Origin of the sequence: Bifidobacterium coryneforme (assembly GCF_000737865.1) — a bacterium.
In the GTDB taxonomy this organism is placed as follows: Bacteria; Actinomycetota; Actinomycetes; order Actinomycetales; family Bifidobacteriaceae; genus Bombiscardovia; species Bombiscardovia coryneformis.
This window is the reverse complement of sequence record NZ_CP007287.1, coordinates 1,506,099-1,517,818: the sequence shown is the minus strand read 5'-3', so window position 1 is coordinate 1,517,818 and position 11,720 is coordinate 1,506,099. Positions and strand designations below refer to the sequence as shown.

The window sequence follows — 11,720 nt, the reverse complement described above, 5'->3', positions numbered from 1 at the left end:
CAGCCATGGCCGCGCCCAGTCAGGATGAAATCCGGGCCAGGGTGGCCCAGGCCTGCACGATAGTGGTCAAGGTGGGTTCCAGCTCATTGACCACCCCCGATGGGCACCTGGACCCCACCCGCCTGGATGCGCTGGTCGGGGCCCTGGCATCGGCCGCCAATGATGGGGCCAGACTGGTCCTGGTGACCTCTGGAGCCATCGCAGCCGGGTTCGGGCCCCTGGGTTTCCGCTCGCGGCCCGATGATGTGGCCACCCAGCAGGCCACCGCCTCGGTGGGCCAGGTACTCCTCATGGCCCGGTACGAGGCCGCCTTTGCCAGACGGGGACTGAAGGTCGGTCAGATTCTGATTACGGCCCGCGATACCACCCTGGCCGTTCAATACCGCAATGCCCGGCGGACCCTCTGCCGCCTGCTTGATTTGGGGGTCATCCCCGTAATCAACGAAAACGATGCTCTTGCCAGCAACGAGATCCGATTCGGTGACAATGACCGCCTTTCGGCGCTGATCGCCAACATCGTCAGTGCCGACGCCCTGGTTCTGCTGACCGATGTGGATGCGCTGTATACCGCTCCTCCGAGTCATCCGGAGGCCAGACGGATCGAATTCGTCCCCGACGTGGACGAGGCCATGAATCAGGTTGATGCGGCTGGGTCCTCCTCGGGCCTGGGCACGGGAGGGATGACCACCAAACTGGATGCCGCCAGAATGGCCGCTTCCTCGGGAATCCCCGTGGTCCTGGCCAGGGCCGACCAGGCCGGGCCGGCCCTGGCCGGGGATCGTGTAGGCACCCTCTTCGCTCCGATACATCGACGGGGGTCCTCGAACAGACTCTGGATTAAATACGCATCCCGCCCTCAGGGGGGGTATGTGGTGGATGCGGGCGCGGTCGAGGCAATTCGTGGTGGTCGTGCCAGTCTCCTGGCAGCGGGAACGGTCAGTGTCAGAGGCGGTTTTTCGGCCGGCGACCCGGTCTGGATATGGGACCGGTCCGGTACCCGGCTGGCAAAGGGGCTCTCAGGATACGACTCCGAGGAGGCGGAGGAGATGCTGGGCATGACCACAGCGGACCTTCGAAGAAGGCAGGGGGCGCATTTCGCCCACCCCTTGGTCCACCGGGATTCCCTGGTCCTTATCTAAGGAAACCGGGGCTTGGGCGGTACGATGGGAACCATGAGCATGGCTGAATGGCAGACCCTAAGCAACCGTATCGATTCCGTAGCGCCCAGTGCCACCTTGGCCGTGGACTCCAAGGCCAAGGCCATGAAGGCCCAGGGAATCGATGTAATCAGCTTCGGGGCGGGCGAGCCCGACTTCCCCACTCCGGACTTCATTGCCCGTGCCGCCTCGCAGGCCTGCCTGGACCCGCGCAATCACCGGTACACACCCACGGCAGGCCTGCCTGAACTTCGTCAGGCCATAGCCGACAAGACTGAACGCGACTCGGGTTATGCCGTGACGCCCGACCAGGTGGTGGTCACCAACGGCGGCAAACAGGCCGTCTACGAGACCTTCCAGATACTGCTCAATCCGGGAGACCAGGTCATCATCCCCGCCCCCTATTGGACCAGCTACCCCGAAATGGTCACCCTGGCCGGTGGGGAGCCGGTACCGGTCCTGAGCGGAGCCGATCAGGGCTACCTTCCCTCCCTGGATGCACTGGAGGCGGCGAGGACCGAGCGAACCAAGGCCATCATCGTCAATACCCCTTCCAACCCCACGGGGGTCGTTTGGGATGATGATCTGGTCAGGGCCATAGGCCAGTGGGCTTTGGAACATCGCATATGGGTCGTCAGTGATGAAATCTACGAGCACCTGACCTACGATGGCGCTCACACTCCTTATCCGGGTGCCTTGGTGCCGGAGCTGCGTGACCAGTTGATTGTCCTGAACGGGGTGGCAAAGACCTACGCCATGACCGGATGGCGTGTCGGGTGGATGGTGGCCCCGACCGCGGTATCCAAGGCGGCAGGCAAGCTCCAGGGGCACATGACCTCCAACGTGGCCAATGTCTCCCAGCGAGCCGCCCTGGCAGCCATTCAGGGTCCCATGGACGCGGTGAAGACCATGGGCAGGGCCTTTGCCCACCGCCGTAAGTCCATCATGGTCGCCCTGAATCAGGTGCCGGGGGTCGAGTGTCCTGAGCCCAAGGGCGCCTTCTATGCCTTCCCTGATGTAACAGGTCTCCTGAACCGTCCGCTTGGGCCTCATGGGACCATCAGCCGGACCTCGTCCGACCTGGCCGCCGCGATCCTGGAGGAGACCCATGTGGCCGCAGTGCCTGGAGAGGCTTTCGGGGCCCCGGGCCATCTGCGTTTCTCCTATGCCCTGTCCGACCAGGATCTGACCGAGGGGATGCGACGGTTCCAGGCGTGGATCGGAGCTTGATTCGGGGTCTTGCCGGTACGATGACGGCACGCGGTTGGACTCAGACCACCCTTTGGGCTAAACTAGCGATTTGGCGGTTTTTCTCCAATAGAGGAGGCGGTTTCGTCTCCTTCGAGTACTGTTGAGAGAAGTTCCGATAGGGAAGTGGCGCAATTGGTAGCGCAACGGTCTCCAAAACCGTAGGTTGTGGGTTCGAGTCCCGCCTTCCCTGCTAAGTGTTGCAGCCGGCAGTGCACGACAGTGAAGGACAGTAGACCATGGCAAAGAAAGAAGACAAGCCAAACTTCTTCATGCGTATCGGTCTGTTCATCAAACAGGTCATCGATGAGATTCGCAAGGTGGTCGCTCCCACCGGGAAAGAGCTCCTGGGCTGGTCCGTGGCGGTCTTCATCTTCGTCCTCCTGCTCATGCTCTTCGTGACTGCTCTGGACTTCGGACTGGGTAAACTGGTCTTCCTCATATTCGGCTGAAGCGAAACAAGGTAGAAGGTGGAGTAATCCATGAGTGATGATCTGACGACTGAGGGTCTGGGCGACGATTTGGCCCAGGAACCGCAGGATACGGTCCCGGCCGTTGCCGAGGGGGAGAGTGCTGCCCCGATTCAGGATCAGCCTGTCGACCAGTCGGCTCAGGATGATGCCGCCCCCGCCACCGACCAGGCCCAGGGTGGCCAGGCCGATGAATCGGCGCCGGAGTCCGCGGACGCGGATACCGCCGATCAGGAGGATGCCGGGCAGAAGGCCGTTGATGAGTTCTCCAAGAAGCTGCGCACGCTCGAAGGCAAGTGGTACGTTCTCCACACCTATTCCGGGTATGAGAAGCGGGTAAAGGCCAACGTCGAGTCCCGTATCGTGTCCTTCGGTCTTGAAGACCAGATCTTCCAGGTTGAGATTCCCATGGAAGAGGTCGAGAAGCACACCGACAAGGGCAAGAAGGTCGTCACCCGCGTCAGGGTTCCCGGGTACGTGCTCATCCGTATGTGGCCTGACGAGAATGCCCGCCGCATCATTCGTGATACCGAAGGTGTCACCGGATTCGTCGGCCCCAGCAAGGAGCCTGCGCCTCTGTCCCGCAAGGAAGTCGTGCGTATGATGGCCCCGATGATTGCCTCCGAGGCCCTGAAGGCTGCAGGCGACAAGCCCGAGGCCGCCAAGAAGCGTACCGTGGAGGTCTCCTACGCCGTGGGCGACCAGGTCACCGTCACCGACGGACCCTTCGCCACCATGGCCGCAGTGGTCTCCGATGTGGAGCCGACCACACAGAAGCTGACCGTACTGGTCTCGATCTTCGGTCGTGACACCCCGGTTGAGTTGGGCTTCGATCAGGTCGAGAAGATCTCCTGACCGTAATATCGGCCACGACCGGTTACGGTCGTCGGTACGTGTCATAATCAACAAGCTTGTGTGCCCCGTAGGGGGTGCATGCGGAAAGAACAAGTTGCGGGAGGAGGCTTAGGCCTCCGACATCACCGCTTCATAGAAAGAAGAACCAGCAATGGCTGCAAAGAAGAAAGTCACCGCGCTGATCAAGGTGCAGATTGAGGCCGGCAAGGCCAATCCTGCCCCGCCGCTGGGTCCTGCACTGGGTTCCCATGGCGTTAATATCATGGACTTCTGCAAGCAGTACAACGATGCCACCAAGGACAAGATGGGTCAGGTCATCCCCTGCATCATCAGCGTCTATGAGGATCGTTCCTTCACCTTCATCACCAAGACCCCGCCGGCTGCGGATCTGCTCCGCAAGGCCGCTGGCGTGGCCAAGGGTGCCGGCAACCCGCTGACCACCAAGGTGGGATCCGTCTCCAAGGCCCAGGTCCGCGAGATTGCCGAGACCAAGATGGAGGATCTCTCGGCTCGCGATATCGAGGCCGGTATGAAGATCATCGAAGGCACCGCCCGTTCCATGGGCATCACCGTCACCGACTGAAATTGTTGTGAGCGGTAGGGCATACGCTTGCCCGCACCGCGACTGCTGATAGGAGAAGCAGATGACCAAGCGTTCCAAGAAGTATCGCGAAGCGGCCGAGAAGGTCGATCGTACCAACCTGTACAGCCCCGAAGAGGGTCTGGCCCTGCTCAAGGGCATGCCCAAGCGTGGGTTTGACGAGACCGTCGAGGCCGTCTACCGGCTGAACGTCGATCCCCGTAAGGCCGATCAGCTGGTCCGTGGCACCGTGAGCCTGCCCAACGGCACCGGCAAGACCGTTCGTGTTCTGGTCTTCGCCCGTGGCCCCCAGGCAACTGCTGCCACCGAGGCCGGTGCCGACGTGGTCGGCGATGACGAGTTGGTGACCAAGGTCGCCGGCGGCTTCCTCGACTTTGATGCCGTGGTGGCCACCCCCGACATGATGGGCAAGGTCGGCCGCCTGGGCCGCGTCCTCGGTCCCCGTGGCCTTATGCCCAACCCCAAGACCGGCACCGTCACCATGGATGTGGCCAAGGCCGTCTCCGAAATCAAGGCCGGACGTATCGAGTTCCGCGTCGACAAGAACGGCAACCTGAGCTTCCCCGTGGGCAAGGTCTCCTTCGACGAGAAGGCCCTGGCCGAGAACTTCCACGCCGTTGATGAGGAAGTCAAGCGCATGAAGCCGGCCACCGTCAAGGGCCGCTACATCACCAAGGCCACCCTGACCACGACCATGGGCCCCGGTGTTCCCCTGGACATCGCCCTGCTCTGAGTCGGGTGCTCGGGGCGTGTCCCCGGCATAGATATCGTAAGGACGGAAGGCTGTACGGCCTTCCGTCCTTTTTGTTGCCCGCCGTGTGTTTTCCGGCTCCGACCTCATCTGCTTCCGGTTGCCGACCGTGCTCGGGTGCTGACACCTGCTGTTTTGCCGAGGACTTCAGAAGGTTCACCACGGTCCTGGTGCCAAGGCGGTTAGTTCCTCCGAGTTCCTTCCCGGTCCGGAGAGCAATCGTCCTGATTGGCTCCGGCAAGGACGTGTCGGCGTTCGCAGGACATGGCCAGTATCAGGAATGGTACGACCATGGCCACAGGAAGCATGTGGCGTTCGAAATTGTTGGCCGGTGCCGTGACCATGACCCCCATGATTAGCAGGAGGGGAAGGAATTCGAGGAGGTGGCGCCATCGCCCGGCGCTCAGCCAGGCGGCAATCAGAATCAGAGCCAGAGTCACCCAGAAATTCCCCTGGGCTATCCAGCCCAGTACGGGTATGCTGGCCCAGGTTCTGGCTGCACCAGTGACACCGTTCCTCCAATCGCGGCACCAGTACTGAATCCAGGTGCTGGACTCCTGGACGTAGGAGTTGTTCAGGTAATACGACATGGCCACATAGGCCGAATCGTTGACGTCGAAGTAGCCGTAGCACTCGGCCATGAGGGCATCCAGGTAGGGAACGGCGTGCCCCTTGGCCAGGTTGAGCCAGGCCTTGTTGAACTTCTTCATCTGGTCGTCCGTGACCGTGCGCCACTTGTAGACAATCAGTTTGGGCTGGTTCCCGGATGACTTGACCCGGTCGGCCTCCCAGGGTGTGTAGTTGGAAGCGGCCGAATCCAGGTCAAGGATGGGGTCCAGATCCTGTCTGGTCTGACTGTCGATGCCAGACGGGTCCACTCTGGCTACTCTGGCCACCTGCTGGAGCTGGATGCTCTTACTCTCTATCGGGTCGCCCTTGATGACGTGCCCGGCCCCTTCCAGGCCACTGACCAGGGCCGTGAAGGCCATCGCGGGCAGGAGGAGGCAGATCAGATAGGTCTTCCAGTACCGGCGGAGCATAATCAAGGCCAGCACAATCTGGGCGATGACAATGTAGATGCCGTACTTGGCGCTGATCAGCATAATCAGGGTACTGACAGCCAGGCCGACAAGTGTTCTGGGGCTGGCGAAGGGGTGGTTGCCGGCCCCGTCCTGCCTGATGGCCTGGTACCAGATGCCGAACCACCAGACGAAGGAGAATGCGAAGAGGGGGGACTTCGTCAGGCTGATTGAGCTGAAGACGTTGAAGGGGCAGATCAGGAAGAAGAGGATGACCAGGGTCCGGGCCAGGGGTCCCGCCCGATAGGCATCGGGGTCCGTCACCGCCGTGTTCATACGGCAGCTGCTGTCGTCCGGGTGCCCTCCTGTGAAGAACCGGTTGGCTGTGACGGAACAGCAGAAGGCCCCGAAAACGAGTTGCAGGCCTGCCAGGAGAACGATTCCCGCATCATATGAACCAGTGAGTCGCTGGGAGGCCAGGGCCGTCATCCCGTAAAAGAAGGTCAGAACCAGGTTGTGCTGGTCGGTCAGGAAGGTCGGCTCGGACGGCCAGAGGTAGTGGCCGATGGGGTAGACGTCCATCTGGGTGAAGGCGTTGCCGCCGTATTGGGGCACGTCACCGCGCAACTGCAGAATCCAGTTGGAGCATTCGGCAATCTGGGCATAGAGGTCGGCTCCGTAGGCTGCCAGCAGGGTCACCAGGGCCCAGGACCATCCGATGACCAGGAGGCACATGATGGGTTTCCATCCCCGGGTCTGCCGCATGATAAAAGACCGGTAGGCCCTGCCTGCGGACCGAAGTCGCTTCCGCTCCGAGAGGGAGGCCCGAAGCTTCCCGATGGCCCTTCCAACGGCTCCATCCGATCTCCTCAACATGGACAGGGGAGACTCACCGCCGTAGAGAAGGTGTCTGACCAAGGCGACGAGGCCCAGGCAAACGGCCAAAGTGCACAGGAGAATCAGGGCATTCTGCCAGCCGAACTCGGCCATGGATCCGCTGCGGCGGTAGATAGGACCCACCGAGGTGCACCAGGCTATCCAGAGACAGATGAGAAAGGCCAGCACCCGGCCCAGAATGGTGCCGGGAGAATTCCGATGGTCACGCAGAGAGTTGGCGCTGGTGCCTGTGTCTGCTGCCAAGTGGTCCCCCTTGTGGATGGAGTGTGTGGTTCGAACCATGCAATTCTACCTTTGGACCACAATCCTGAGATGGTGGTGTCTCCCGTCGGTACGATTTGCTCAAAAGGACACATGATTTGTGAAAAAAGTATCAAATTGAATGACCGGTTTTGTTGATTCCCGGTTTTCGGTGACCGTGCATGACTTATAGTTAGGGATGTGCCTCATCAGAATACCGAGTGGCAACCATCGGCATCGCTGCGCAGTGGTGTTGTGTCTTTTATCGCGGTGCTCGATACCGTTGATTCGACCAATACCCCTCTGGCCCATGCTCTGGGAACCTGTCTGTATTCAGACGCGCGCCAACGGGTGGAGAAGCCGTTTGGGGATGACACGTCCACAACAGACGCGGGGACGGCGAAGGGGTTTGTAGTTCCTGGCACACGAGGGAAAGCCGAAGATACGCCTCGAAAAGATGCCCGCGAGGGCATTGCTACGGCTGAGAGATATGAGGGAAGAGCCGCAAGTAGAGGTACTCGGCGATGGCCCGGCACCGGGCCTTGTAATCCGCCACGTAGTGTGGTTGTTGATGTACAGGTTCGGTGCCGCGGTCGTCTCGACCGTGACAGGGGCAACCAGGCTGGTTGATTCCTTTTCTCCGTAAGTCGTGCCCCTCCCTGCCCCTTCAAGGTGTTCTACATTCAGGGACCGGCTTTTCATGGGGTGGCAGTGATGCGCAAGCACTGCCAGAGCCCGCTCCACTGGCCCATTGAATACCGCCGCTTTCATGAGGACGGTCATGGCTATACCCCCCCCCCATTCGCGTACCCAGAAAGGCTGGTACAATATTCGACGTTGCGAAGGGAAGTGTACGTGGTGACAGGATCTGGGGAATCGTCCCCTGGCCGGGTTCGAGGTTCATCGGGCGAAGTACGGAACTCCAGCTTCGAACTGTTGCGCATCCTTGCCATGTTCATGATCCTCCTGCACCATTATGTAATCCACAACCCTTTTCCCGTCTATGACGAGCCCGCTTCGGTCAACCAGTTCATATATACCTGCTTCATGCCCCTGGGCAAGGTTGGGGTAGACATCTTCTTTGGCATATCAGCCTGGTTCCTCTGTCAAAACCCTGATTTGAGCCCCAGGAAATCCCTGAAGCGCATTTGGGTGCTGGAACGGCAGATGCTCTTCTACAGCCTTCTGTTGATGCTCGGGTTTGTCCTCTTCGACCGCAAGGGCATCTCCCGGTCTCAGATTGTCTACTCCGTCTTCCCCCTGGTTTCGGACCTGTGGTGGTATCCGACCAATTACGCCGTCTTCCTCCTCTTCTACCCGTTTGTGACGGTGGGGCTGCGCAAGATGGGGCAACGTATGCATGGATGCCTGGCGGTGATTCTGCTGGTGGTCTGGGGTCTTGCCTACGGACTGACCCCAAATAACTGCGTTGGTTTCCTGCCTTCTACATTTGTCGGTTTCATCTACCAATATCTGCTTATCTCGTACTATCGGTGGTATTTGAAAAAGGCATCGAAAACCCTGGGCTGGTCCATGGTTGGCCTTGGGTCTGTAGCGATCCTTGGCCTGGTTCTGTTTGGTGATTGGATGCGGACCTTCACCCATGACGGGTTTCCTTGGATGATTCTCGATTACACCAATGGGGAGAGCAAGCTGCCCCTCCTGGTCGTCGCTTTTGGGGCGCTTCTGGTTGCCGATTGCACCCACATCAGGAGTCGGTTGATTAACTACCTCGCAAAAGGCACCTTCGGGGTTTACCTTCTGCATGACTACCCACCGGTCAGGATTCTGCTCTGGGATTGCTTCGATATTCGGAAGATATGGGGGCAAGACGCTGCCGTGGTTTACTCCCTGGCTTTGGTTCTTTTGATTTTCATGGTCTGCCTGGCCATAGATCTTATCCGCGACCATCTATTCGCCCTCACCATCGATCGTCACAAGGGGCGCTGGTTCGATCTCCTGGCCGATCGGATCCAGTCAAGTCATGCCGCACGTAGGTGCAAACAGTATCTGTTGAGTATTCACCGGGGGCAATTCCGAGTAAGTGAAACCTGATTCTGCCACCGCTCGGGTGTGGTAGCACCATCGCCGCCTTTCCCGGTCATATCATGGTGCCCAGATGGGCCGCATCGACGTTCGGCGGCTCTAGGAGAGAGGGGTAGAACATGAATGAGCAAGATGAAAAAGACCAGGTTCGGAATCCGGAAACGGTGCAGAAGGAGACCGTGGTCGTCAAGGAGGAAGTCGAGAAGCATCCCGTCAGTTCCATGGCCATCATCAGCCTGGTGCTGGGCGTGATCAGTCTCCTGGCATCGGTCTTCAAGGAGCTTGACCTGGTGGCCCTGTGTCTTGGTGCCCTGGGTGTGCTCTGCGCCCTAATAGGTTTCTTCACGGCTCGGAGTACAGGGCGGCACCGGGGTAAATCACTGGTTATCGTTGGCTTGGTCCTGAGCCTTCTGGCCATTGTCGTCGCCTTCTTCATGCATGGCGGCATCAACCAGCCCTTCGTGGTTCCCACCATCAAGTTCTGAAGGACCTGATTCGGGGTGGTTCGGCTCAGGGTCGGCGGTCGTCATTTGCATCGCCGAGTGCTCGGTCACCGAACGCCCCGACGAAACCGTATAACTGGATATTGGGTGCGGTGAGCAAAGGCCGGCGCATAGGCCTCGACCTGACACGGATACACAATCGAGGTTCCGCTACGGGCAGCCAGCCGCACCCACGTCTCCCGACGCAGCTCTTGTACAGGCAACGGTTGCACTCTGGTGCATAGCTTGGGCGGGATACTGTTTCTCTCGACAGACGTCAGGAATATCCCGCTGTGAGTAGCCGCCGATGCATTGGTGCAAAGGAATCATGTTGTTTTAGGTTTGCCTGATATAGGGAGCTCAGAGGCACAGGTTATAAAAACGCGAGGGGCAATTCCCAATACCCACAGTTCGAATCAAAATGTGGGTCCAAGTGGAGCGGGCGACGGGAATCGAACCCGCGTAATCAGTTTGGAAGACTGAGGCTCTACCATTGAGCTACGCCCGCAAAGCCGTCGGCTCGTTACAGAGCATACCACATGGCCGGACAGGGGAGGACCTTGTCGTGTTCAGCGGGGCGAAGCTGCGGCGGGTGAGGATGTCTTGATTCTGCTTCTGGTTCGGCCCGTATCCCCGGTTGCGACTGAGGCGGGCGCCACCCGCTGTACTCGATTGCGCAGGTCGGTATAAGCTGTGTGACAGTGAATCTGTAAATGAGCGGGCTTTGGGATACGGGTGGACATGACGGAGCACAATCGGCGAGATGTTGAGACAACCTCGGGGAAGGCGGACCGATCTTCGGTTTCTTCTGCGTCTTCGGCGCCTTCGACCACCATTCCGACCGCCGAACAACGTCGCTTGGCTCACCTGGATGGTCCCGAGTCCAGTAATCCGGCCTCGGCCCACCCCGAGGCCACCATCGCCGAGTCGGAGTACTCCCTGGCGGACATCGAGCGGAAAAAGGCGCGGCCCATACGCTGGGTCATTTTCGCGCTGGCCGTACTCCTGGCAATCATCCTGCCCTATGGATACGGGCGCTCGCTGGCAATCAACCACACGCAGGGGGTCCTGCACTATGCCTCGGTCATGGATCCGCGCGGTATAGCCCTGATTGCCTGGATGGTCACGGTCCTGGCCTTCATGGGGATCGGCATGTCGATCATCGAATCGCAATCCTGGTTCTGGCGGGTGGTCTTTGTGCTGGGGCTGGCCGCCGAACAGCTCATCGCCGGACTCTGCCTCCTGAAGATGAACTTCTGGTACGGTACCTTCGTCATCTACCAGCACCAGGCCGTCCTGGCCAACGCGGCCAATCTCGGCATCATCGCGGCCGGTCTTGGTGTGGCCGTCTTCTCCATCCTCTTCGTCGCCATCCTGGTCTGTGTCAAGAAGGACTCTCCTTGGAACGCCCTGACCCATAGCTGGTCGGCCCTGTCCATGTTCTTCATCATTGAACTGGTCGCCATAGCCGTCGTTCTCTTCGGGGGTATCATCACCGCAGTCTGAGGCGGCTTCGGTTGCGTCTGCCGTACATCGGTGCCGAGTGCTGCTCCCCATGAGGTCGGCGAAGTGTGTATAATTGCTCTTTGGCGTGTTTCGCCCGCGGATTCAGAGCGCTTCGGCATAGGGCCGGTGCACCGCGTAACGGAAGAAACAGAGGAGGAGCCGTGGCTCTTACGACTGAGCAGAAGCAGGCAATCGTCAAGGAATATGCGACGCACGAGGGTGACACGGGTTCTCCCGAGGTTCAGGTGGCCTTGCTGAGCAAGCGCATTGCCGACCTGACCGAGCATCTCAAGGAGCACAAGCACGACCACCATTCGCGTCGTGGCCTCCTGCTCATGGTTGGTCAGCGTCGCCGGTTGCTGGACTACCTCAAGAAGGTTGATATCAACCGCTATCGCTCCCTGGTGGAGCGTCTTGGACTGCGCCACTGAAATACACTTCCGCCCGG

11 protein-coding genes and 2 tRNA genes are annotated in these 11,720 nt (G+C 59.9%); 11 read left to right on the top strand and 2 right to left on the bottom strand.

Going from position 1 to position 11,720, the window contains the following annotated elements; all coding sequences use genetic code 11:
• Nucleotides 1-5 precede the first annotated feature (5 nt).
• From proB to rplA, 7 genes are all read left to right on the top strand, one after another.
• Nucleotides 6-1,139, top strand: a complete 1,134-nt coding sequence (proB, locus tag bcor_RS06170) for a glutamate 5-kinase (protein WP_033497575.1) — start codon at nt 6-8, stop codon at nt 1,137-1,139.
• A 39-nt stretch (nt 1,140-1,178) separates the two neighbouring features.
• Nucleotides 1,179-2,387, top strand: a complete 1,209-nt coding sequence (locus tag bcor_RS06165) for a pyridoxal phosphate-dependent aminotransferase (protein WP_033497820.1) — start codon at nt 1,179-1,181, stop codon at nt 2,385-2,387.
• 138 nt (nt 2,388-2,525) lie between these two features.
• A tRNA-Trp gene (locus bcor_RS06160) sits at nt 2,526-2,598 on the top strand.
• 46 nt (nt 2,599-2,644) lie between these two features.
• Nucleotides 2,645-2,857, top strand: a complete 213-nt coding sequence (gene secE / locus bcor_RS06155; RefSeq protein WP_033490724.1) for a preprotein translocase subunit SecE — start codon at nt 2,645-2,647, stop codon at nt 2,855-2,857.
• 30 nt (nt 2,858-2,887) lie between these two features.
• Nucleotides 2,888-3,730 (top strand): transcription termination/antitermination protein NusG, encoded by an 843-nt coding sequence (nusG, locus tag bcor_RS06150; RefSeq protein ID WP_033490723.1) that lies wholly within the window; start codon nt 2,888-2,890, stop codon nt 3,728-3,730.
• A 151-nt stretch (nt 3,731-3,881) separates the two neighbouring features.
• Nucleotides 3,882-4,313: a 50S ribosomal protein L11 gene (rplK, locus tag bcor_RS06145; protein WP_033497577.1), complete on the top strand. Its 432-nt coding sequence runs from the start codon at nt 3,882-3,884 to the stop codon at nt 4,311-4,313.
• Nucleotides 4,314-4,374: 61 nt separating this feature from the next.
• Complete coding sequence (gene rplA, locus bcor_RS06140; RefSeq protein ID WP_033490719.1) at nt 4,375-5,064, top strand: 50S ribosomal protein L1; 690 nt, start codon at nt 4,375-4,377, stop codon at nt 5,062-5,064.
• A 200-nt stretch (nt 5,065-5,264) separates the two neighbouring features.
• Here rplA and bcor_RS06135 read toward each other — a convergent pair whose 3' ends face one another.
• Complete coding sequence (locus tag bcor_RS06135; protein ID WP_148303977.1) at nt 5,265-7,241, bottom strand: DUF6020 family protein; 1,977 nt, start codon at nt 7,239-7,241, stop codon at nt 5,265-5,267.
• Nucleotides 7,242-7,952: 711 nt separating this feature from the next.
• Between bcor_RS06135 and bcor_RS07320 the strand changes: the two genes are divergently transcribed.
• Nucleotides 7,953-9,293, top strand: coding sequence for an acyltransferase family protein (locus bcor_RS07320; RefSeq protein WP_081870382.1), 1,341 nt, complete (start codon nt 7,953-7,955; stop codon nt 9,291-9,293).
• A gap of 110 nt (nt 9,294-9,403) precedes the next feature.
• Nucleotides 9,404-9,769 carry a hypothetical protein gene (locus tag bcor_RS06125; RefSeq protein ID WP_033497580.1) on the top strand — a complete coding sequence of 122 codons (366 nt, stop codon included), beginning with the start codon at nt 9,404-9,406 and terminating at the stop codon, nt 9,767-9,769.
• A gap of 431 nt (nt 9,770-10,200) precedes the next feature.
• On the opposite strand, the gene bcor_RS06120 is transcribed toward bcor_RS06125, so the two are convergent.
• Nucleotides 10,201-10,274 (bottom strand) — tRNA-Gly (locus bcor_RS06120).
• A 233-nt stretch (nt 10,275-10,507) separates the two neighbouring features.
• Here bcor_RS06120 and bcor_RS06115 point away from each other — a divergent pair.
• The gene (locus bcor_RS06115; protein WP_179943876.1) at nt 10,508-11,272 is read left to right on the top strand and encodes a hypothetical protein; all 765 of its coding nucleotides are present in this window, start codon (nt 10,508-10,510) and stop codon (nt 11,270-11,272) included.
• 161 nt (nt 11,273-11,433) lie between these two features.
• Nucleotides 11,434-11,703, top strand: coding sequence for a 30S ribosomal protein S15 (gene rpsO, locus bcor_RS06110; protein ID WP_033490713.1), 270 nt, complete (start codon nt 11,434-11,436; stop codon nt 11,701-11,703).
• The last annotated feature ends 17 nt before the right edge of the window (nt 11,704-11,720 follow it).